Here is a 22863-nt window from a genome sequence, read left to right on the forward strand (position 1 = left end):
CCGCGTTTGATCAAGAAAGTTGCCAGGTGTCATGAAGACCACCGCACCAACGCGCGCGCCCTACGCGCTGTTGCTCGCTGTTCTGTGCTCGCTGAACGCCGGTGGCCTGTTCGCCTCCGACATCAATCTGCCGGGCGTGCCGGCCACCGCGCACGCCTTCGACGCCCCGGTCGCGTCCGTGCAGTGGACGTTCAGCGCCTTCATGATCGGCATCGCGGTCTCGCAGGCGGTCTACGGGCCGATCTCGGACGCGTACGGGCGCAAGCGCGTCATCGTCTTCGGGCTCGGCGTGTTCGTCGCGGCCTCCCTGGTGTGCGCGGTGGCGCCCACAGTCGAGGTGTTCGGCGCCGGCAGGCTCCTGCAGGCACTGGGCGCGGGCTCGGGCATGGTGCTGGGCCGGGCCGTGATCAGCGACCTGTACGAGGAGAAGGACGCGGCCCGGATGTTCGCCACGGTCATGCCGATCGTAGGCGTCTCCCCGTCCATCGCCCCGCTGCTCGGCGGATATCTGACCTCGTACATCTCCTGGCGCGCACCGTTCGTGGTGACCGCGCTGCTCGGCCTGGCGACGCTGGTCGTGATGGTCACCTCGATCCCCGAGAGCCTGCCGCCCGAGCGGCGCAGCAAGCACCTGGGCGCCACGCTCAAGGGCTACCCCAGGCTGCTGACCCGCCCGCTGTTCTGGGCGTACACCATCAACCTCGCGGTGGCGTACGGCGGCTACTTCGGCTACCTGGCGGCCTCTCCCCTGGTCTTCGAGAAGATGGGCCTGTCCACCGAGACCACCAGCTACTGCTACATCACCGTCTCGATAGCGTACGTGGCGGGCAACCTCACCTCGCGCAGCCTGGTCCGCGAGCGGCCCGTCAACCAACTGCTGTGGATGGGCCACGGATTCTTCCTCATCGGCGCGCTGATGATGCTGGCTCTGGGGATGAGCGGGGCCGGTGCGCCCTGGGGCCTGCTGGTGCTGGTCTTCATGCCGGTCATGACCTTCGGTAACGGTTTCCTGCTGCCACTGTCGATGGGCGCGGGGGTGACGACCTTCCGCTCGACCGCCGGCTCGGCCTCCGGTCTCATGGGCGCGATCCAACTGCTGGCCGCCTCGCTGGGGATCTTCCTGTCCAGCCGGCTGCCCGCGGGCGACCTCTTCGCCCTGGGCTGGTTCGTACTGACCGCTGCGACGGTGGGAATTCTGGCCTTCGCATTCTTCCTGTCGCTGGCGCGACGGCAGGAGGGAACCGGGGGGACGGTTTCGCTGCCCACCAGCACCGTGTCCGCGGCCGCGGCCGGGGACGACGAAATCCCCAGCGCCGGGGAGCCTGCCGGTCTGCAGAAAGCTACCGCCGAGCAGAACTGCAATTAGAGAAATTTTGCAGAGGTACGCAAAATTCCTCATTGGTGAGAGCGACCACACTGGTGGTGGTGTCGACCATCGGTATGCGAGAATTCCCCTTGAGGTGGCCCCCGGACGTCGGAAGACCATGTCCGATGAACAGGGTCGCTCTCGGCATAGGGGGGGTCCTGTGGAACTGCGCCAGATCCAATACTTTGTCACGGTCGCCGAGGAGCTGCATTTTGGCAGAGCGGCTGAGCGGCTACATATAGGCCAGCCCGCGGTCAGCCAGCAGGTGCGCCGACTGGAGCGGGAACTGCGCATCCAGCTCTTCGACCGTTCCGGTCGCAACGTCACCCTCACGCCGGCCGGCGAGGCCCTGCTGCCCGAGGCCCGCGAACTGCTCACGGCGCGGGAATCCTTCGCCGCCAAGGCCCAGTATCTGGCTGCGGAGAGTGAAGCCACCTTCCGCGTCGGCATCAGCTCCGCCCTGGGGCAGCGGCTGGACGACTTCCTGGACGCGCTGACCGACCGCGGCGCCGGCACACGGTTCGAGTTCCAGACCCTCGACGCCCACGCCCGCCTTGAGGAAGTCCGCGCCGGGCGACTGGACGCTGCCTTCGTTCGCGGCATCGACACCGCCCCTGGCCTGCGGCTTCTGACCCTCTGGTACGACCCGCTGGTGGTCGCGCTGCCGACTTCGCACCCGCTGGCCGAACGCGGCAGCCTGGACTTGGCCGACCTTGCCGCACTGCCACTGCGCGTGGCCTCCCGCAACGAGAACCCCGTGCTCTTCGACACGGTCCTCTCCGCCTGCCGGAAGGCGGGGTTCGAACCCGCCCTCGGCCCGCCCTCCACCCGGCTCCAGGACACCCTCGCCGAGATCGGTGCGGGGTCGGGCGGCTGGACTCCGGTGTATCCGACGGCGGCCGGCACGATCTCCTCCCGCCGGATCGCACTGCTTCCGCTCCACGGGGAGCCCATCACCATCCGCATGTTTCTTGCTCTGCGAGAAAACGCGGACCCCGAGCGCCTTGAATTGCTTACGGCGACGAGTGCGCAGGTTCGCCAGAAGGTTGCGAAGGAGGGGTGGCGTATCCCGTCCTCCAAAATAGATCGGCGGCACTGAATCCCGTCCGCGCTTGGGACGTTCTTTACTCTGGCATTGAAATCCTTTGGCGAATGCCTGCTAGCTTGTGTCCAAGAGTTCCGGTTCGGCACGCCAAGGCGCCTTCGGTTGGAAGGACGCGGAAAGCCGAACCGTGAGGCTCCCCAACGGGGCGATGTGGGAATTTCTAATAATCCCACCAGGAATAACCGTGCGTTAATTTTCATCGGACTCGTCGCATTGCGACGGCTGTGCGCACCGACTATCACTCCGCCCACTGCATGTAGGCGTCATACCTGGAGAGTTAATGATCGTTAACCTTGATGTGACTCTGCGCGACGGGGGCTATCGCAACAACTTCGAATTCCCTCTCCCGTACGCGCTGCACCACGCCCAGGAGAGCATCTCTGCCGGCATGGACTGGGTCGAGATCGGATACCGCAACGGCTCGTTCAAGCCCAAGCCCGGCATCGGCCGGACCGGCGTGGGCGCTGACGACTACATCCGCGCGGTCGCCGAGGTCGTCTCCCCTGATCGTCTCTGCATGATAGTGCACCCGAAGAACATTTCGGACGACGACCTTCCGCGCATGTACCAGGCCGGCATCCGCCTCGTACGGTTCTGCCTGCCCTCCGGTACGCCTGAGCCCGGGCTCGCCCTGCTGTCCAAGGCCGCGGACCTGGGCTTCACCACCACCGTCAACATCACCCGCGTCAGCCAGTTAGACCGGCGAAGACTGGTCGAACTCGCCGCGATGTCCGGCGACGCCGGCGCCGATGTGGTCTATCTGGCCGACTCCAACGGCAGCATGCTGCCGAGCCAGGTGTCCCAACTCGTCACCCTGGTCCGCTCGGTGACCGACGCGGCCATCGGCCTGCACGCCCACAACAACCTTGGGCTGGCCCTGGCCAATGCGATCGCCGCCGTGGAAGCGGGCGCCACCTGGATCGACTCCTCCGTCCTGGGCATGGGCAAGGGCCCGGGCAACCTGGTCGCCGAGCAGTGGCTGGCCTACCTCGGCCGGCTCGCCGCCGACGGCACGTACGACCTCGGCCGGATCCTCGACCTCGCCCACCGCATGGAGGCGGAGTTCGAGGAAGCCTCTCCCTCCCTGCCGCTGCCCGACCTGGTCCTGGGCCACTTCGACCTGTCCGTCGAGGAACGCGCCAAGCTCCCCGTGGACCGGATCGGCGACGCCTTCTCGGCGGCCCGCGAACTGACCGCGGTGGGCGCGCGGTGACCTCGCGTCCTCTGAATCCGGGGCCGGCGCGCGACACCGCGCCGGCTCCAGCCCTCGCCGTTCTCGGCGAGTCCGGCGCACCGCGGCATGCGGTCGTCCTCGCCCCGGTCATGCCCCGCTGGGACCACGGCACGTTCTTCCGGCACGTCGCCGGACCACTGCTCACCTCAGGGCACCGGGTCACGGTCTACGACACCTTGTCCCTGCTGCGCGAGGGTGACGATCTGAAGGCGCTCGTGGACCGCTGGGCGGACCACCTCGTATCCGGCGCCGACGGCCCCGACGTACTGGCGGGCAACGCCCTGGGCGGCGCCGTCGTCCAGGCCCTGCTCACCCACGACTGGACCCACCGCGCCAGAGTGCTGCTGCTCTCCGGCCCCACCTTCGCCGATGACGCGTTGAACACCAAGCTGGAGCGGATCGCCGCCGCCGTGGGCACCCAGGGCCTGGCCGCGGCGCTGCACCTCCTCGAAGAGGTCGTACGCGGTCCCGGCCGGGAGCCCCGCACCGCATCGCCGCATCCTCACAGCACGACTGCCGCACCAGCGTCTTCTCCGGAAGAGGAACGGGCGGGCCGACGGCTGTCCGCCGGACTGCGGCTGCTGCACGACATCGACGTCCGGGAGCCCGTACGGGACTTCCCCGGGCCCCTGCTGCACGTGTACGGCGAGCAGTCGCTGCTCGTCCAGCGCCAGCACCTGGCCACCGGCCCCCGCCCGCAGCACCAGTGCGTCGGCATCCCGCGGGCCGGAATGCGCCCGCACGCCGACCAACCGGCCCTCACCAAAGAGGCCATCGCCCGCTTCGTGGGAGCTGAAGAGTCATGAAACGCAAGACCATCGCAGTCCTGCCCGGTGACGGAATCGGGCCGGAGGTCCTGGACGCCGCCCTTCCGGTGATCGAGGCTCTCGGCCTGCCCATCGACCTGGAGTTCGGTGACATCGGCTGGGAGTGCTGGCGCGCCGAGGGCAACCCCGTCCCCGACCGTACCTGGGACCTGATCGGCCGGAGCGATGCCGTCCTGCTCGGCGCCACCACCAGCAAGCCGCGCCGGGAGGCGCTGGCGGAGCTGGCCCCCGAACCGCGCGAGCGCACCCCGCAGTACATCTCGCCGATCATCCAACTCCGCCAGCGCCTCGACCTGTTCGCCAATCTGCGGCCGGTGGAGAACTACCTCGGCGGCGGCACCCCCTACCGCTTCTGCGTGGTCCGGGAGAACACCGAGGGCCTGTACGCGGGCCTGGACTGGAACCACGTACCGGACGGGATGTGGCCGCTCGTCGCCGAGCACCCCAACGTCCGCCGCAGCGGACGGAACGGCACGACCGCCAGCATCCGCCTGCAGACCTCGCAGGGCCTGGACCGCATCCTGCGCTTCGCTTTCGAGACCGCCCGCGGCCACGGCTACGAGCGGGTCACCCTCGCGGACAAGCCCAACGTACTGCGGTCCAGCAGCGCCTACGTCCTGGAGCGCCTGGAGACGATCGCCGCTGCATACCCGGAGATCGCCTACGAAGTCCTCAACGTGGACGCGGTCGCACTGTGGATGGCCCGCCGCCCGGAGCGCTTCGGCGTGATCGTCGCCGAGAACATGTTCGGCGACATCCTCTCCGACCTCGGTGGTGGTGTGATGGGCGGACTGGGCCTGGCACCCAGTGCCAACATCGGTGAGAACGGCAACTACTTCGAGCCGGTGCACGGCAGCGCCCCCGCGATGGCCGGCCGGCAGCGGGCCAACCCCGTCGCCGCGTTCCTCACCATTGGACTGATGCTGGAGCACCTCGGCTTCAAGGACGAGGCAGGCGGCATCCAGGACGCCGTACGGCATGTGACGCGCCGCCGTGAGCGGGTCACCTACGACCTGGGCGGCTCCGCCACCACCACCGAGGCGGCCACAGCCGTGATCGACGCCTGTCGCGAGGTGCCGCACACCTCCTCCGCCGCCGTTGTCACCATCGGCGACGAGCTGCTCCGCGGCGATCTGGAGGACTCGAACGCCGCCAACGCCTCGCGGATGCTGGGCGAACGCGGCATCCCGGTCCGTGTGCGCCACACCGTCGGTGACGACGAATCCACCATCGCCGACGCCATCCGCCCTTCCATCGGCCGCGACGACGTCATCCTCGTGATGGGCGGACTCGGTCCCACCTCCGACGACGTCACCCGCAGCGCCGTGGCCCGCGCGCTCGGCCGGCCGCTGGAGCACCGGGAGGAAGCCTGGCAGGGCGTGGTGGAGCGGCTGACCCGCTTCGGCGTCGCCATCCACGACGACAACCGCCGCCAGGCGCTCTTCGCCGAGGGTGCCGACCTGCTGCCGAACGCCCATGGCACTGCGTGGGGCTGCCGCGCCGAGGCCCAGGGCAGCACCGTGATCATGCTTCCCGGCCCGCCCCGCGAATGCCTGCCGATGCTGGAGAACGTGCTGCGCGACGGGCTGGCCCATATCCCCGGGCCCCCTGAGGTCACCACCGTCTTCCGCCGTACGCTCGGCATCATCGAGGCGGACGCCGCGGCCCTGGTCGACGAGCTGGTGCGAGAGAGCGGCGCAGCGGTCAAGCCCGCGTACCGCTGGCACTACCCCTACGTCGACATCCGGCTCGGCTGCCCGCCCCACACCGCCGGCGAACTCACCAAGCGGCTGGACACGGCGCTGGCCGACCACATCGTCACGGAGCAGGACCGCACCGCTGTACAGGAGTTGGCGATGGTGCTGGACGAGCGCGGCCTCGTCCTGGACGTCGACGACCGGCTCACCGAGGGGGTCTTCGCCGCCGAGCTGGCCCGTGAACGCGTCGCCGTCGGGACCGAGCGCCCGCTGAGCGTCACCCTCTCGGGGACCTGGGAAGGCGGGGACCGCACCAGCTACACCGGCACCGTCGCCCTCACCTGCACCGTGCGGGACGGGGCGGGTGAACACACCGGCACGCTGACCGTCCCCAACCGGGGGGCGGAAGTCACCACCTACTTCGCCCAGTTCGCCGCCTGGTCCATCGCCCGGCACCTCACGGGGCGCCACTCCACGGAGGAATCCGCATGACCACCACGACCGGCACCCCCGCGGCCGACGGCGACACATCCGCCGAATCGCTGCACGAACGGCTGTCCCGCCTGGACACCGCCGCCCTCTCCGACGCCATGGACAGCCTGCGCACGCCGCCCTGCGTGCTGCCCGGCATCCGGTCCCGCACCCCCGGCTCCGTCGCCTGCGGACCTGCCTTCACCGTTCGCTACCGTGCCATCGACGACACCACCACCTTTCACAACGCCGCCGACTACATCGACGACGTACCCGCCGGATCGGTCGTCGTCGTGGACAACGGCGGCAGCCGGACCTGCACCAATTGGGGTTCCCTGCTCAGCGCGGTCGCCCTGCACCGCCATATCGCCGGCACGGTCGTGCACGGCTCGGTGCGGGATGTGAAGGAGAGCCGCACCGCCGGATATCCGCTGTTCAGCACCGATGTGACGATGGTCAGCGGCAAGAACCGGGTGGCGATGGACCGTACCGGCGTCGAGGTCGACATCTCCGGTACGCCCGTCGCCCCCGGCGACTGGATCTTCGCCGACGACAACGGCGCGCTGCGCATCCCCGCCGACCTCGTCGAGGAGGTCGTCCGGCGTGCGGAGGCCGTGGAGCGTACCGAGGGCCGTATCCGGGAAGCCGCGCTGGGCGACAGCCGACTGGACGAGGCCCGCGCCCGCTTCGGCTACGCGCGCCCCTGGGAGGACGAGAAGGGCGGCGACGACCATGGCAGCGACTGAACTCACCGTGCGGTCCACGACACCGCCACCGCAGGACGCCCGCTTCATCGACGTCCACTATCACGTCGGCCCGGACGCCTACATCCGCCGGCACACCGCCGCCACCGCCGGTGCGGTCTACGCCGAGCACGGTGGCTGGGTCGTCCTGAAGAACCACCTCGGCTCGACCGCCGCTCAGGCGTGGGAGGCCCGTCAGCAGGGACTGCCGGTCTCCGGCTCGATCGTTCTCAACGACCTGGCCGGCGGCTTCGACCCCCGGGCGGTGGAACAGGCCGTCATCCAGCACGGCGAGGACAGCGGACTGCGGCTGATCGTCCACCTGCCCACCGTCACCGGCCGCCCCCACCGCAGCCGGCTCACCCGCACCCCCGCCCATCCGCTCCTCATCGACGGGCTCCGGCCGCTCACGGTCACCGATGACCGCCGCGTGCTGCGCACCGATGTGCGCGAACTGCTGCGCGTCGCACGGGATCTGCCGGTGGTGATCTCCACCGGCCACGCGAACGGCCACGAGGTGCGGCTGCTGGTGGACGAGGCCGTACGGCTGGACCTGCCGAGGCTGATGCTCAACCAGCCGGCCAATCCCATGACCGGTCTGACCTGCAAGGACCTTATCGAGCTGACCGATGCCGAGCAGGTATGGACCGAACAGACCGCCCTCACCCATCTCCTTGAATACCAGGACTGGACGGACTTCGCCGATGTGCTGACCGGCCTGCCCAGGGTTGTCTACAGCTCCGACCTCGGCCAGCCGTCACAGATGGATATCGAGGCATGGCTGGCATGGAATCGAAGCGCCTTCCACCGCCTCGGACTGAGCGCCGAGCGGATCGCCGAGGTCACTCACACCGCACCCCTGGAGATGCTGAGCCTGTGACCGCGCCTTCGGTCCTGCCGGCGTGACGTGTGACGGGACCTCCTCGGCCCCTCCCGGACCCGCCGCCGTCCCTGATCCGTGCCGTATCAGGGACGGCCGGGCGCGGGTGGGGTTTGACTCCGGCCGGAGCGGCAATCCGACTCCGCATGTCGCGAAGCTACCGCTCCAGAAGCAATCAGGCCGCGACCGTCCTGGCGGTCGTCGCGGACATCACCGCGGTGATACTCGGCCTGTGGATCCTGTTCGCCCTCCTCGACGCCAACCGAGCCAACGATCTCGTCGACGTCGTCCATGATGCCGCCCAGTGGCTGGCAGGCTGGTCGCACGACCTGTTCACCATGGACACCGACTGGCTGCGGACCGTCCTCAACTACGGTCTCCCGGCCCTGGTCTACCTGTTCATCGGGCACACCCTGGCCGCACGTATGCGCCGCGGCTGACCGCCGCGGCCGTCCCCCCGCGGGCGACCGACGCGACGCGGCCGGGGCTCCCCTGACGAGCCCCGGCGCCCGCGCCGCCGGCTACGGCATGACCTAGCGGCAGCAGTCGGAGTCCAGCCCCCTGGGCAGTGACTCCCCGCCGAACACGGCCGTCGTCGCCTCGTCCCCGCCCAGCGCCGCCACGGCCAGCACCAGGGACCCGGCGGTCCAGGTGGTGCGCTCCTCGGGCCAGACGGCGTCGTCCTCGAAGACGTAGCCGGTCCAGTACATCCCGTCCTCGGCGCGCAGCCGGGGCTGGATCCACCGCAGGATGTCCACCGCACGGTCGGACTCGCCCATCGCCCACAGGGCGAGCGCGAGTTCACAGCTCTCGCCGCCGGTGATCCAGGGGTTGGGGTGCACACAGCGCACACCGAGCCCGGGCACCACGAAGCGGTCCCAGTCGCCCTCGATGCGCTCCTTGGCCGCCGCGCCGGTGAGGGCGCCGCCGAGGACCGGGTAGTACCAGTCCATCGAGTAGCGGTTCTTGTCCAGGAACCGTTCGGGGTGGTGGCGTATGGCGTGGCCCAGCATCCCGGCCGAGAGTTCCCAGTCCGGCTGGGATTCCTCGCGGTGTTCTGCGAAGGCCAGGGCGCAGCGCAGTGCCTGGTAGACGGAGGAGGAGCCGGTCAGCAGGGCGTCGGTGTCCGCGCTGCCGTCCTCGTTCCGGCGCCAGCCGATCTGGCCGCCGCTCTGCTGGAGGCCGAGCACGAACTCGACGGCGCGGAAGACGGTGGGCCACATCCGGTCGAGGAACACATCGTCGCCGGTGGCCAGGTAGTGGTGCCAGACGCCGACGGCCACGTAGGCGCAGAAGTTGCTCTCCCGGCCGCGGTCGGTGGGCTCGGTGGCGGCCACGCCGTCGGGGGTGTCGGGGTAGGCGGCGTACCAGGAGCCGTCCGTGTTCTGGTGGTCGGCGAGCCACCGGTAGGCGGCCTCGGCGCGGCCGTGCTCACCCGCCACGTCCAGGGCCATCGCGGCCTCGATGTGGTCCCACGGGTCGAGGTGGTGGCCGCGGAACCACGGTATGGCGCCGTCGGCGCGCTGTACGTCGGCGATGGCGCGGACGGTGTGCAGCGTCTCCTCGGCGGTCAGCACACCGGGCAGCGCGAGCCGTTCGGTCCGGGGGCCGGGACGCGGGCCGCCGGATCGGGAACCGTGGGCCATCACGCCCCCTCGACGGGGGTGCCGGCGTCGCCGGGGGTGTGCGGCTTGGTCGCGTACGCCACGAAGCTCTTGCCGATGAGCGGGTTCAGCGCGCGTTCGGCGGCCCGGGTGGCCAGCGGCTTCTTCATGATGTCCCACACCAGCAGCTTGTGGTACGCCCGCACCGGCAGCGCCTTGTCGTTGTCCACGCCGAAGGCGCACTTGAGCCACCAGTAGGGGCTGTGCAGCGCGTGGGCGTGGTGGGTGCCGTACGGCCGCAGCCCGGCCTCGCGCATCCGCTCCAGGAGCTGGTCGGCGCGGTAGATACGGATATGGCCGCCCTCGACCTCGTGGTACGCGTCCGACAGCGCCCAGCACACCTTCTCGGGGCCGTAGCGCGGGACGGTCACGGCGATCCGGCCGCCGGGGCGCAGCACCCGCACCATCTCGGCGAGGACCCCCTTGTCGTCCGGGATGTGCTCCATGACCTCGGAGATGATGACGACGTCGAAGCTGTCGTCGGGGAACGGCAGGGCGAGCGCGTCACCCTCCATGGCGGTCGCGGTGGCGCCGGCCGGGGCCTCTCCGGCCTCCTTCATGGCGGCGAACCACTTGGCGACCTCGCGTATCTCATCGGCGTTGCGGTCCAGCGCGACAACCCTCGCACCGCGCCGGTAACACTCGAAGGCGTGCCGTCCTGCGCCACAGCCCAGGTCGAGGACTCGGTCGCCTGGGGCGAGCGGGAAGCGGGAGAAATCGACGGTCAGCACGGGGGTCTGCTTTCGTCCGGCGGGTTCACGGGCTTACGGGGGTCACGGCTTGGGGTGGTCGGCGTCGGCTGGTGAGTCGCGGGGGTCAGCGCCGGGCGCGGGCGGCGGAGGTGCGCGCGCCGATGGCCGCGCGGTAGTGCTCGGCGGTGCCGCGGGCGGCCTGTTCCCAGGTGAACCGGCGCAGCACCCGCTCACGTCCGGCCGCGCCGAGCCGGAGCCTGAGGTCGGCGTCGGCCAGCAGCCGCACCAGGGAGGCGGCGAGCGCTCCCGCGTCACCCGGCGGTACGGCCAGACAGGTCTCCCCGTCGGCTCCCGCGACCTCGGGGATCGCGCCGCCGGTGGTGGCGACCAGCGGGGTGCCGGTGGCCATGGCCTCGGCCGCGGGCAGCGAGAACCCCTCGTAGAGCGAGGGCACACAGGCGACCTGGGCACCGCGCACCAGGTCCACCAGTTCGGCGTCGCTGATGCCCTTGACGAACTCCACGGCGCCCTCGAGTCCGTAGCGGGCCATGGCGGCGGCCACCGGTCCCCGCTCGGGGCGTTTGCCGACGACGACCAGATGTGCTTCGGGCTGCTCGGTGCGGACCTTGGCGAGGGCCTCGACCAGGTGGACCAGCCCCTTGAGCGGAACGTCCGCGCTGGAGGTGGTGACGATGCGCCCGGGGACCACCGGGACCGCCGGGTCGGGCGAGAACAGCTCGGTGTCGGCGCCGATGTGCACCACATGGACCCGGCCCGGGCTCACCCCGAGGTGCTCGACGATCTCGCGGCGGGAGGTGCCGGAGACGGTGAGCACCGACGGCAGCCGCCGGGCCACCCGCTTCTGCATCCGGGTGAAGCCGTACCAGCGGCGCACCGAGACGCGGCGCTTCCAGCCCTCGGCGGCGTCCAGTTCCAGCTGACGGTCCACGGTGATGGGGTGGTGGATGGTGGTCACCAGGGGGACGCCGATCCGCTCCAGACCCAGCAGTCCGTAGCCGAGGGTCTGGTTGTCGTGGACGACGTCGAAGTGGCCGCGGCGGGCGGCCAGATGGCGGCGGGCGCGCAGGCTGAAGGTCAGCGGCTCGGGGAAGCCGCCGGTCCACATGGTGGAGACCTCCAGGGCGTCGATCCAGTCGCGGTACTCGGCGAGCGCCGGGGTGCGGAACGGATCGGGCTGGCGGTAGAGGTCCAGGCTCGGCAGCTCGGTGAGGGTCACACCCTCCTGGGTGTCCACCACGGGGTAGGGCTGGGCGCCGATGACCTCGACGGTGTGGCCGAGCCGGGCCAGTTCCCGGGAGAGATGGCGGACGTAGACGCCCTGGCCACCGCAGAAGGGGTTGCCCTTGTAGCTGAGCAGCGCGATGCGCAGCGGCCGGTCGGTGGCGGTGCGGGGATCCGCTCGAAGCGGGTCGGGCCCGATCTCCTGCGCGGCCTCTGCGGTCACTCGCGCCCCCTCCTAGGTGCAGTTCAGCGGGAGCGTAGCCGCTTCCGATTATCTAGAACAAGTTTCACTATCGGATCGCCCGAGAAGTCTCGAAGATACCTGGCTCCCGCGACTCCACCAGAGCCGGAACAGGTGATTCCTACCACTCGGTAACCGAGGGTACGGGCCGTCAGTCCAGCGGTCCGGTCGATACCACCGCGAGCAGGGCAAATACCCCGCCCCTGGGAGGGGTCCACGGGAGGCGCCCCGGCCCGGCCGAGCACGGCGCGGCACACCCGGACGGCCCGCGCGCGACGGACACCACCCGGGCGGCAGCAACCTGCCCCAACTGCACGGACACCGGTACGACAACCGCTCACCGCGCTAGCCTAGAACGAGTTCCAGTGAGGGTTCCGGTGGCTCGCAGTCCCGGGCCGGGCCTGCCATCATGCTCGGGTCCGGTGGCCCCGACCCGCAGACGCAACACACCGAAGTGGGACATATGACCGCAGAAGTCAAGCCGGCCCCTCTGCAGCTGACCGAGCGGCAGGAGGCGCGCCGCCGCCGCATCCTGCACGCCAGTGCCCGGCTGGCCAGCCGCGGCGGCTTCGATGCGGTCCAGATGCGCGAGGTGGCCGAAAACTCCAGCGTCGCGCTCGGCACCCTCTACCGCTACTTCCCCTCCAAGGTCCATCTGCTGGTCGCGACCATGCAGGATCAGCTCCAGCACATGCACGAGGCACTGCGCAAGCGCCCCCCGACCGATCAGGACGCGGCGGCCCGGGTCGCCCAGACGCTGATGCGCGCCTTCCGGGCGCTCCAGCGCGAACCCCATCTGGCGGACGCCATGGTGCGGGCGCTCACCTTCGCCGACCGTTCGGTGAGCCCGGAAGTGGACACGGTCTCCCGGCTGACCACCGCAATCATCCTGGACGCGATGGGACTTGAGGGGCCGCCGACACCCGAGCAGCTCTCCGCGGTCCGCGTCATCGAGCACACCTGGCACTCGGCGCTGATCACCTGGCTGTCCGGACGGGCCTCGATCGCCCAGGTGAAGATCGACATCGAAACGGTGTGCCGTCTGATCGACCTCACGGCCCCCACTCCGTCGTCCCGCTGATCCATCCCCACTCCCCCCATCTGCCTCGCATAGCACGTCAGAGCACTTCCGCACACCCTCGCTCCGCTTTCGCCACCGCGCGCCAGGGGCGCACGCCCAGTCTTTCGCGCCCTGGCGAGCTCCAGGGCGGTTGTTTGTGCGCCCGCACGCTCCCCGTTGGCGCAAAACCTGCGTTCACGACCCAGGCAATCCCGGTATTCATGAACGGCGCGCGACAGAGCGACAACGGCGCGCGACGAGAGCACACTTCACTGGGGGTGGAGAAGTCCGTGATCCGGGTACTTCTGGTGCATGAGTCCTGCCTGCTTCGATCCGCGCTGGCGGCATTGATACGGGCCGAACCAGACATCGACGTCGCCGCGTCGGGCTGGCGTGACGCGCGTTGCAGAGCGCGGTCCTTACAGCCTCATGTCTGTGTGGTGGACACCGACTGCGCCGGTTCCGGAGCGGCCTCGCGCAAGGGCGAGGTGCCGAAGATCCTCGGCGCGGCCTCCGGTGAGCACGGCGCATGCGAACTGCTGGTCCTGGCCAGCGCGGGGCGCCCGGGGCCGCTGCGGCGCGCCCATGAGGCCCAGGCCCTCGGCTACATCAACAAGAACGCCCCGCCGCAGCGGCTGCTGGACGGCATCCGCCACGTGGCCAACAAGGAGCGGTTCGTCGACGACTCGCTCGGCTACGGCTTCCTCCAGGCGGCCGAGATCCCGCTGACCCAGCGCGAACTGGGGGTCCTCTCGCTCGCCGCCGACGGCGCCTCGATCGCCGAGATCGCCCGGACCCTCCATCTGTCCAACGGGACGATCCGCAACTACCTGGCCGCCATCACGCGGAAGACCGGGGCGCGCAACCGCGTGGACGCCATCCGTATCTCGCACGCCGAGGGCTGGGTCTGAGGATCCCGGCCACGGCAACGGGCCGGATCCCGGTGGGTCCGGCCCGCGCACTCCCCGCGCGGCCACTCGTCCGGGCTGCTCGTCCGCGCTACTCGTCCGGAGGGAAGACCTGTTCACCGCCGTCGCGCAGCAGCCGGATGGCGATGGCCTCGACGGGACAGCCCTCGGCCGCCGCGAGCACCGCCTCGGACGCGTCGGCCTCCGCCGCCACCGGATGCGACTGCCGTGCCGTGTCCAGCCGGAAGCCGTCGGGCGCGGTGCTCGCACACAGTCCGGAGCCGATGCAGACCCCGCGGTCCACCTCGATCCGCCAGCGGTCGCCCATCAGACCGGCTCCCCGTCCCAGCCCTGCGGCAGGTGGATCATCTTGTGCTCCAGATAGGCGGCATAGCCCTCCGGCCCGAACTCCCGCCCCAGACCGGAGTTCTTGTAGCCGCCGAACGGGCCCAGCATGTCCAGGCTGAAGGTGTTGACGGAGTAGGTGCCGGTGCGGATCCGCCGGGCGAACGCCACCCCGCGGCCGGGGTCGGCCGTCCACACACTGCCCGACAGCCCGTAGTCCGAGTCATCGGCGATCCGGGCCGCCTCCTCCTCGTCCCCGTACGGCAGCAGACAGATCACCGGGCCGAAGATCTCCTCGCGGGCGATCCGCATGGAATTGGTGACGTCGCCGAAGAGGGTCGGCTCCACGTACCAGCCGGTCTCCTGCCCGGCCGGACGGCCGCCGCCGGTCAGCACCTTGGCGCCCTCGCGCTGTCCGAGCGCGATGTAGTCCAGCGAGCGCTGCCGCTGCCGCCGGGTGACCAGCGGGCCGATCTGGGTGGCGGGGTCCAGTGGATCACCGACGGCCAGGGCGGAGGCGGCCGCGGTGAGGCGTTCGGCGATCTCGTCGTAGTGGGCGCGCGGGGCGAGGATGCGGGTCTGGGCCACACACGCCTGGCCGTTGTTCATCCAGGCGTTGGGGACGATCCCGGCGACCGCCTCCGCAAGATCGGCGTCCGGCAGGATCACCGCCGCCGACTTGCCGCCCAGCTCCAGGGTCACCCGGGTCAGATGGCGCGAGGCCACCTCCATCACCCGCTTGCCCGCCGCCACCGATCCGGTGAACGACACCTTGTCCACGCCCGGATGCCCGACCAGGTACTCACTGACCTCGCGGTCCGCGGGGAGGATCGAGACCACTCCCTCGGGCACCCCCGCCTCGGTGAGGATCTCCGCCAGGACGTAGGAGTCCAGCGGGGTCTCCGGCGAGGGCTTGAGGACGACCGCGCACCCGGCGAGCAGCGCCGGGGCCAGTTTCGCCGCCGCCACGAACTGCGGGACGTTCCACGGCACCACGGCCGCCACCACCCCGACCGGTTCGCGCCGCACCAGCAGCGGTCCCAGACAGCCGTCCCGCCGCTCCTCCTGCACGGCGCCGCGCGCCACGGTGATCGCGGAGTCCCACACCATCATCGCGCCGAGCGCCTGGGCCAGCACGCTCCAGGAGTAGGGGGAGCCGTTCTGGGAGCTGATGATCCGGGCCAGTTCCTCGTGGCGCACCGCGATGGCGTCCTTGATCCGGGTGACCACCGCGATCCGCTCGTCGAGGCTCATCCGGGGCCACGGCCCCTCGTCGAAGGCGGTGCGCGCCGCGGCCACCGCCCGGTCCACATCCGCCCGCGACGCGTGCGGCACCCGCCCGATGACCCGTTCGGTATGCGGCGAGACCACCTCGATGGTCTCGGTGCCCGCCGGGTCGACCGGCGTCCCGCCGATGAAGAGCTGTCCGTGCTCGATGAGGTCGCCCATCGCTGCTGCCTCCCGCGGAACCGATCCGACCCGGTCTGACGATGCCCACTCGATCTGACGATGCATCAGAACTGATACCAGTTCTCGTTAAACTAATCCAGCCATGGGCCCAAGTGGGCGCCCACCAGCGGCTTTCTGCTGGTAGGCGCCGTCCCTAAGCCGCTTGGGCCGCCTCTGGGCCGTCCTGCCCTCCATCGGCCGCCCGGTACATGCCGTCGACCGCCTTCCGGGTGCGGCTCTCACTGCTCAGCATCAGGTGCGTGTAGACCCGGAGGGTGAAGCCCGGGTCCGCATGCCCCAGATAGCGACTCAATGCCTTGATGTTCTCCCCGGCGTCCAGCAGCACGGACGCGTAGAAGTGCCTCAGCGCGTGCATGCCGTCCTCTCTGGACTCCTGCACCCGCTGGCCCGGTTCGGGCACGGGGAGCGCTCCAGCGGCCACCAGCGCCGGTTTCCACGCGGACACGTTGAAGTAGTGGCGCGCGACCGCCTTGCCTTCCCTCGTCGTGAACAGCAGCTTCTTCGTCACCTTCGGTCCGTCCGGGGTGAGCCACGGCAAGGTGACCTCCTCCGGCGGGAAACGCTCCATGTGCGCTGCGAGCGCGTGCCCCACCTGCTCGGGCAGGGGGACGTCTCGCACCTTGCCCCGCTTAGGTGGTGCGAAGACGGCATGACCGCCGACCAGCTTCACCTGGTAGCCCACGTGCACCCAACCGGTGAGGAAACCCACCTCGTCCACGGGAAGCCCGAAGATCTCCCCCTGCCGCAGCCCGCAGCCGCCCCCGACGTCGACCATCGCGCGGTAGTGCTCGGGGAGCGCGGCTTGCACGGCGAACACCCGCTCAGCGGTCCACGGCCGAACTCGGCTCGGGGTCGCGGCCGGCGCCTTGACCGATGCGGCCCGGCAAGGGTGCTTCCCGATGAGCCGGTCGTCCACGGCGGCCGTGAAGACCGCCGATGCGTTGGCGAAGATCACCCTTCGATACGACGCGGCCAGCCCCGCATCCTCCAGTGCACGCAACCAGGCTCGGATGTGCTCGGGCTGGAACGATCCGAGCGGACGGGACCCGAGGTACGGGTAGGCGTGCAGCCGCAACCGCGACTCCGTACCCGTCCGCGTGACGACGTCGGTGGTCTGCGCGGCGACCCAGCGTTCGGCGTACTGCTGGAAGGTGGTGCGTCCGGCTTTCGGGTCGATGTACTGGCCGCGCGACATGTCGGCCTCGATGTGTGTAAGCCAATCGTCAGCCAGCCGCTTCTGTCCGTCGCGGAATGACTTGGACTTCTCGGTGCCGTCCGGTCCGATGTACCGGGCGCGGTAGCGCATGCCCTTCCCGTGGCGGTCCGTCTTGACCTTGGCGGGCTTCCCGTTGGGGCGGGGCTCGGTCTTGTACCAGCGGTCTTGGATGTGGCCTGCCATGCGGCGGCGATCCCTTCTCTGGGCAGCACACCGCAGGGGCAGGGCCATCTGGCCCTGCCCCTGCGGTGTGGAAGGTCTTGCTCTGGTGTCAGGCAGCGGCTTCGGCGGCCATGCGTTCGTCCTGCCAGCGCTGAACAGCGGCGGGGTGATAGCGGATGTGTTTGCCGACGCGGAATCCGGGCGGGCCGACGCGCTTCCTCCGCCAGGCGTAGACGGTCTCTTTCGGGACGTCGAACATCTCGGCGATGTCGTCGGGGGTGAGGTAGCGGTCCGGGAGTCCGACCCGCAGCGTGGCGCGGGGGTCAGTCTGGGCGGTGGTGGTGGAACTCATCGCGTCCTCCGCATGTTGGACCCACATTGCTCTGAGTCGTGACTCATCGCGACTCAGAGCGGGATGGTGGGCTTCTGAGTCGCGATGAGTCACGACTCAGGAAGATGTGGATCTGACTTGAGGGTGATCCCGTTGTAGGTGGCCACCTGTCGGCCGTACGGGTCGCGGGGGCGGGTCCGGTGAAGCTGGGGGACGACGGACAGCAGGTTGCGGCCGAGCATCTGCTTGGTGCCGATGGCCTTCACGCCGTTGTCCTCGGCCCACTCGCGCCAGACCACCCACAGTGTGTCGACGGGCACGCTGCACGTCGGTCCGGTGGCGCAGCGCTCGCGGACGAATGCGCTGGTGGGCGAGGCGGTGTCCTGCATGGTGGTGACTGCCTCGCGGCTGGACGACGGCTCTGTGATGCGACCTGTGGACTCCAGTCGGGCAAGTCCGTCAAGGGCCCAGTTGAGGATGCCGGGCATCTCCGCGGCGAGTTTGTCCATGAGGGTGGGGTCTTCCTTGCCCAGCCACGACACCGTCATGCTGAGCAGGATGAAGCGGCGGGCGATGACCCCGGAGGAGTCGCCGAAGTGCGGCAGCTCGTTGGACAGGACCATGAGCCGGGTGGGCAGCTTGCCCGTCCACGGTTCGCGGTACTTGCGGTCGATGTCGATGGTGTCTTCACCCGAGATGGTCAGGAGTCGCTCCACCACCTGGCTGTTGTCGTTGCCGGACAGCCGGGCATCGGAGATGACGCCAAGTGGCTTGCCGATCAGGGTGGACAGACCGAAGTTCGTGCCCAGTCCGGCGAGGGTGGGCCCGGCCAAGTTGTCCTTGCCGACCAGCTCTTTCAGCACCCGGGCGATGGTGCCCTTGCCCGAACGCGACGGCCCGACCATGAGCAGGATCTTCTGTTGGTCGGTGCGGCCGGACAGGACGTAGCCAAACCACTCCTGCACTGCTCGGACGGCCTCGGGGTCGTCGGGCCAGATCTGCCGCAGGAAGCGTTCCCAGGTGGGCGCGCTGGCGTGCGGGTCGTAGGCGAAGGGGACCGAGACGAGGTTGAAGAAGTCGGGACTGTGCGGCAGCAGCGCGCGGTCCCGGATACGCAGCAACCCGTTCTCGCACGCCACGATGCGACCGTCGTCCCTGTCGGTCCCCTGCTCGTTGGTCCAGGTGGGGGCGTCCATGTCCGTGGGCAGCAGGGTGATGGCTCCCAGCGCGTCCAGCAGGTTGCCGATCTTCGGTTTGGTGGGTGCCCAGTCGCGGATTTCGGGCTGCCCGTCCTTGTCGGTGCCTGCCTGGTAGGTGGCGTGCTCCAGTCGCTCGTACATGGACTTCTTCACCTGCTGCTCGTCCAGCTCGCGCCAGCAGGTACCGGTCCACCGCATCCAGGAACCGCGCCAGCGTCGGCACAGCAGGTGCCCGTCCTCGGTCTGCCAGTCGGGGAGGAGACGGCGCGCGACGGCCATCGGGTTGGTGGGGGCAGGCAGTTCTTCGGCGGCTGTCATGCGGCGGTCCTCCCTTCCTGCGGAGCGCGGAGCGGGCAGGTGTCCTTGTGGGCTTCGTGGTCGGCGATCAGAGCCAGCACCCGGGGGCGGCCGATCGCGCTGCGGTCGTGGCCGCACGCGCACCACGAGTGGGAAGTGGGGACCGCGCCGCGCGGTGCGGTGATGTGCAGCCACGCGATCGGGTACCGGCCGTCTCGCTGCTGCTGGTCAGAACGAAGGGCAGAAGGGACGCCCTGACGGGCGACGTTCCTCGGCGCCCTACGGCCGTCTGGGGCCGGGGCCGGTTTGGCGGGGCGCGGGCCGGTCGGGGTGCTGGTGGTGCTCTTAGGGGAGGCGGGGTTGGTCATGCGGCCCTGCCTCGGGTGGGGTTGTGGGCGATGGACCAGTCCAGTCCGCGCCGGATCACGTCGTCGTAGTAGCGCTGCGACTGCGTGGCGTTGGCCGCCGCTGCCCCTCTAAGAGCATCCTCAACCCGGTCGCGGGTGAGGTCGCCGGATGCGATCAGCCGTCCCAGAGCGCGGGCGGCGCGCAGCAGGGTGGAGTTGCGGGTGCCGTCCGCCGCACGGGCCACGTTCCGCGCTTCGTTGGCGAGAGCTACATCCGCATATCGACGAGATTGCCCAATTACGCCCCTCAGGGGGGTCTGTGGGGGCTTGGGGGTCGGGTGGAGGATGGTTTGGAGCCAGGAAGGCAGAGGGGCCGCCACAGAGCCGCACAGAACCTCGTACGGTCCCGCCGGGGTGACGCTGCCCGCCGCGACGACGTAGCCGCCCCGTGCCCGCGTGTCGACCAACGGAGCGAGGCTGCCTGCCGTGTTGGTCAGCCTGACGCCATCCGGCGCGGTGAAGTACAGGTGTTCCCCGCCGCTCGCGGTCCGCGTCCGGTAGGTGGTAGGGACGGGGTGCCCGGCGCGCTCGCAGAGCGCCGCAAAGGTCGTCGCGCCGCAAGGCGCGTCCGAACTGCTCTTGTCCTTGGGCATGTCGAGGTCGACCACGACCAGCCCGGACGGGCCGGTCGCGATGCCGACATTGAACGCCGCGCGTGACCATGCGGCGCGGATACGGTCGGGGTCGGTGGTGGCGCGCTGCTCCCACTTGCGGTGACCGGCCGTGCACGTGCCTGTCCGGGGGCACGATGCCTCGCCGTGCAGGGCCGGGCGCTTGGTGCCGGGGCGGAGCGGGAAGACGTGCCAGCCGCGTTCGGCGGCGTCCAGCGCTGCGCGCAGCAGCGCGGATCGTGCGTCATGGGTCATGCTGGAGGTCTCCAGTCCTGTGATGGGTCCTGGACGAGGGCGGCCCCGCTTCATTGGCGTGAGAGGGGGCCGCTCGTCGTTTTCGTGGCTGTAGAGGGGTGTGGCGGGAGGCCAGACGTCCCCCTTTACCCCCGTTACCGTGCAGGTCAGGGCCCTTTACCGCCCCCTTGACCGGGGTAAAGGGCCCCCGCTACCCCGGCGGCCGGTGATGATCGGCCGAACCGGGGTGCGGGAGGGGGCTGGGCCGCAGGTTGGGTAGAGGGGGACCCCTTTACTCGGTGGTGCTGAGGAGGATTTCGGCGGGCACGGCGTCTTCGATGTCGCGCCGCTGGTACCCGGCACCGTTGGCGCCCGAGATCTTGACTTGCTTGCTGGTGCGCTTCACGCCCGCGGTGTCCAGCTCGGTGGCAAGGCGTTCGGCGTTGAAGTCGCCGTAGGTGTCCTCATCGAGGTTGACCAGTGCGGCCAGCAGGTCGGTGGTGAACATGCGCGGGGAGTGCCGCATGACCTCCAGCACGTCGGAGACGATCGCCGGGACGGTGACCCCGGCGGCGTCCGCGGCGGCGGTGACGTCTCCGGCAGCGTCGCCGGTGAGCTGCCCTGCCGTCTCCCGCAGCGCGCGGCCCTTGCGGCACAGCGCGGCGAAGCTGGGCCCGTCGAGGTAGTCCGCGCGGACGGTGACGTAGGAGGCCGGGCCGGTGACCAGCACTCCGACGCCCTTGTGCTCCTCCGACAGCACCGAGGCGTCCGCCCCTTGGGCGGCTTTGCCCTTGCCGAGGACCATGTCACTGCTGGTGCGGTCCACGACCTGGGTCGAGTAGCGGATGGTGATGATCTCCCGCAGTTTCGGCGGCACCGACTCCGCGTCCGGGCGCTGGGAGGCGAAATTGGAGACGAACCCGGCGGCCGGACCGCGGCGGGCGATGCGGCACAGGTCGTTGATGACCTGCTCCCGGTCCTCGCGCTCCATCGCGGTGAAGTACTCCTGTAGCTCGTCGATGGTGACGAAGATGACCGGGAGGTTGTACTTGGCCACGATCTCCGGAGTCAGTTTGCCTTCCGGGCACACCGAGGTGGGCAGGTCCCGCAGCAGCGCGAATCGCCGTTCCATCTCGGCCAGCAGCTCGGCGAGCATGGCTTTCAGCGCCTCGATGGCGTCGTCCTCGGCGCCCATCACCAGGCGGTGGGCGACGGCCTTCATGGGCATCCAGTCCGCGCCGCCCTTGCCGTCGGCGACGTAGTGCCGCACGTAGGCGTCGAGGAGTCCGGCGGCGGTCAGGAGCCGCTGGGAGAAGGTCTTGCCGCGGCGGGGCAGGCCACCGAAGAACATGGACTGCCACATGACCGGGATGGCCACGCGGGTGCCGCGGGCGTCCTGGCCGAAGGGGACCGGCTCCCAGATCGAGAACCGTTCGGCCTTCTCCAGCGGCGAGGGGTTGGGGGTGCCGAGGTAGGGGTCATCGTCCGCGACCCACATGCTCACCCGGCCCGCGTTGCCGCCCTTGGCGGCCCGCACGCGGGACATGATGACCTGGATCTCGTCCACCCCGAGTTCCTGGGCGATGACTTCGCGTTTGGCCAGCACGTCGGAGGCGGTCTTGCCGCCGCCGCGGGGCAGGTCGAAGATCACGGCCCAGCCGCGGCCATCGCGGACCGGGCCCATCGTGCAAGTGACCTTGGGCGCGTCCTGGCCTTCCTTGCCGCTTTTGAGGAGGCCAGCGGCCCGGAGCGCGTCATTGAGCTGCTGGGCGGACATGTCCACCCGCACCGGCGGCGCTGCCTGGTCCAGCAGCCGCGTCTCCTTCCCCCGCCCCAGGTAGGCCAGCGGGGTCATGACGGCCGCGGTGAGCCCGGCCTGAGCCAGCGGCGGCGCCAGCGCGACGCCGACCACGGCGGTGGTCACCGCGACGGCCGCGGCCCCGAACCGCCAACGGCGCGTCCGCGTCCGCTCCGCGTGCGCCAGCTGGAGCCGTGTCGCGAGCTCTACGTCCTCCGGGCGTGCTTTGGACTGGGCTTTGAGCGCCTTCACGGCCGCACTGTGGTCCTGCGCGGACAGGGTCGGCCACAGGCCCACACAGGCGCGGAAGAACCCGCGCGCGGCCAACAGGACCGCCTTCATCAGGTACTTGGGGGTGCGCACCCCGTGGTAGCGGGTGTGCCACCACGTCAGGCGCCCCAGCGCGGCCACGTTCGCGACCACGGAGGCGCGTGAGCGGGCCCAGACCGGCAGCACCGGAGCATCCGGCACGGTCAGCCAGTCCGCGAGGGGGTTGTCCGGCCGGTCCACCGCTTCACCCGCGGGGGCCAATTCGGCCGGCACAGCCTCCCCCGAGTCCGGGACGGGCTTGACCAGCGTCACGGGAGCGGGCGCGGCGGGTTCCTTGGCCGCACGGTGGGCGTCCAGGTCGTGCAGGCTTCCCAGATCGGGGGCCTGAGTCAT

20 protein-coding genes are annotated in these 22863 nt (G+C 70.1%); 10 read left to right on the forward strand and 10 right to left on the reverse strand.

The genetic code is table 11. The annotated features are described in order from the left end of the window. Positions 1-31 precede the first annotated feature (31 nt). The 8 genes from AC07FT_RS01490 to AC07FT_RS01525 all read left to right on the forward strand — a co-directional run bounded on the left by AC07FT_RS01490 (position 32) and on the right by AC07FT_RS01525 (position 8763). A complete protein-coding gene (locus tag AC07FT_RS01490; protein ID WP_479173049.1) occupies positions 32-1366 on the forward strand; it encodes a multidrug effflux MFS transporter in 1335 nt (444 codons plus the stop codon). A 160-nt stretch (positions 1367-1526) separates the two neighbouring features. Continuing rightward, positions 1527-2465 carry a LysR family transcriptional regulator gene (locus AC07FT_RS01495; protein ID WP_479173051.1) on the forward strand — a complete coding sequence of 313 codons (939 nt, stop codon included), beginning with the start codon at positions 1527-1529 and terminating at the stop codon, positions 2463-2465. A gap of 286 nt (positions 2466-2751) precedes the next feature. Beyond that, positions 2752-3684: a beta/alpha barrel domain-containing protein gene (locus AC07FT_RS01500; protein ID WP_479173053.1), complete on the forward strand. Its 933-nt coding sequence runs from the start codon at positions 2752-2754 to the stop codon at positions 3682-3684. Further along, entirely contained in the window at positions 3681-4511 is an 831-nt protein-coding gene (locus tag AC07FT_RS01505) for an alpha/beta fold hydrolase (protein WP_479173055.1), read from the forward strand. Before AC07FT_RS01500 ends, AC07FT_RS01505 begins: the two co-directional genes overlap by 4 nt. Next, entirely contained in the window at positions 4508-6721 is a 2214-nt protein-coding gene (locus tag AC07FT_RS01510) for an isocitrate/isopropylmalate family dehydrogenase (protein ID WP_479173057.1), read from the forward strand. Before AC07FT_RS01505 ends, AC07FT_RS01510 begins: the two co-directional genes overlap by 4 nt. Then, a complete protein-coding gene (locus AC07FT_RS01515) occupies positions 6718-7446 on the forward strand; it encodes an RraA family protein (RefSeq protein WP_479173059.1) in 729 nt (242 codons plus the stop codon). The genes AC07FT_RS01510 and AC07FT_RS01515 overlap by 4 nt, the downstream gene beginning before the upstream one ends. Then, complete coding sequence (locus AC07FT_RS01520) at positions 7433-8323, forward strand: DUF6282 family protein (RefSeq protein ID WP_479173061.1); 891 nt, start codon at positions 7433-7435, stop codon at positions 8321-8323. The genes AC07FT_RS01515 and AC07FT_RS01520 overlap by 14 nt, the downstream gene beginning before the upstream one ends. 146 nt (positions 8324-8469) lie before the next feature. Further along, positions 8470-8763, forward strand: a complete 294-nt coding sequence (locus AC07FT_RS01525) for a hypothetical protein (RefSeq protein WP_254751687.1) — start codon at positions 8470-8472, stop codon at positions 8761-8763. A 93-nt stretch (positions 8764-8856) separates the two neighbouring features. Here the strand turns inward: AC07FT_RS01525 and AC07FT_RS01530 are convergent, their stop codons facing one another. The 3 genes from AC07FT_RS01530 to AC07FT_RS01540 form a co-directional block, all read right to left on the reverse strand. Then, positions 8857-9969, reverse strand: coding sequence for a prenyltransferase/squalene oxidase repeat-containing protein (locus AC07FT_RS01530; protein ID WP_479173063.1), 1113 nt, complete (start codon positions 9967-9969; stop codon positions 8857-8859). Next, positions 9969-10718 (reverse strand): class I SAM-dependent methyltransferase, encoded by a 750-nt coding sequence (locus AC07FT_RS01535; protein ID WP_479173065.1) that lies wholly within the window; start codon positions 10716-10718, stop codon positions 9969-9971. Before AC07FT_RS01535 ends, AC07FT_RS01530 begins: the two co-directional genes overlap by 1 nt. An 85-nt stretch (positions 10719-10803) precedes the next feature. Continuing rightward, on the reverse strand, positions 10804-12144 hold the full coding sequence (locus tag AC07FT_RS01540) for a glycosyltransferase family 4 protein (protein ID WP_479173067.1): 1341 nt from the start codon (positions 12142-12144) through the stop codon (positions 10804-10806). Positions 12145-12625: 481 nt separating this feature from the next. Here AC07FT_RS01540 and AC07FT_RS01545 point away from each other — a divergent pair, with 481 nt between their 5' ends. Both AC07FT_RS01545 and AC07FT_RS01550 read left to right on the forward strand, forming a co-directional pair. After that, positions 12626-13243: a TetR family transcriptional regulator gene (locus AC07FT_RS01545; RefSeq protein WP_254751679.1), complete on the forward strand. Its 618-nt coding sequence runs from the start codon at positions 12626-12628 to the stop codon at positions 13241-13243. A gap of 269 nt (positions 13244-13512) precedes the next feature. Then, positions 13513-14133, forward strand: coding sequence for a response regulator transcription factor (locus AC07FT_RS01550; RefSeq protein ID WP_432010579.1), 621 nt, complete (start codon positions 13513-13515; stop codon positions 14131-14133). 88 nt (positions 14134-14221) lie between these two features. Here the strand turns inward: AC07FT_RS01550 and AC07FT_RS01555 are convergent, their stop codons facing one another. The 7 genes from AC07FT_RS01555 to AC07FT_RS01585 form a co-directional block, all read right to left on the reverse strand. Next, the gene (locus tag AC07FT_RS01555; protein WP_431773256.1) at positions 14222-14458 is read right to left on the reverse strand and encodes a ferredoxin; all 237 of its coding nucleotides are present in this window, start codon (positions 14456-14458) and stop codon (positions 14222-14224) included. After that, on the reverse strand, positions 14458-15924 hold the full coding sequence (locus AC07FT_RS01560; protein ID WP_479173070.1) for an aldehyde dehydrogenase: 1467 nt from the start codon (positions 15922-15924) through the stop codon (positions 14458-14460). The genes AC07FT_RS01555 and AC07FT_RS01560 overlap by 1 nt, the downstream gene beginning before the upstream one ends. Before the next feature lie 154 nt (positions 15925-16078). Continuing rightward, a complete protein-coding gene (locus AC07FT_RS01565) occupies positions 16079-17344 on the reverse strand; it encodes a tyrosine-type recombinase/integrase (RefSeq protein ID WP_479173369.1) in 1266 nt (421 codons plus the stop codon). An 88-nt stretch (positions 17345-17432) separates the two neighbouring features. Further along, complete coding sequence (locus tag AC07FT_RS01570; protein ID WP_479173071.1) at positions 17433-17675, reverse strand: helix-turn-helix domain-containing protein; 243 nt, start codon at positions 17673-17675, stop codon at positions 17433-17435. Between the two features lie 89 nt (positions 17676-17764). After that, entirely contained in the window at positions 17765-19171 is a 1407-nt protein-coding gene (locus AC07FT_RS01575; protein ID WP_479173073.1) for a DNA primase family protein, read from the reverse strand. 343 nt (positions 19172-19514) lie between these two features. Next, positions 19515-20423: a bifunctional DNA primase/polymerase gene (locus tag AC07FT_RS01580; protein ID WP_479173075.1), complete on the reverse strand. Its 909-nt coding sequence runs from the start codon at positions 20421-20423 to the stop codon at positions 19515-19517. A 271-nt stretch (positions 20424-20694) separates the two neighbouring features. After that, positions 20695-22863, reverse strand: a complete 2169-nt coding sequence (locus tag AC07FT_RS01585; RefSeq protein ID WP_479173076.1) for an FtsK/SpoIIIE domain-containing protein — start codon at positions 22861-22863, stop codon at positions 20695-20697.

Source organism: Streptomyces sp. NPDC045899 (assembly GCF_056431485.1).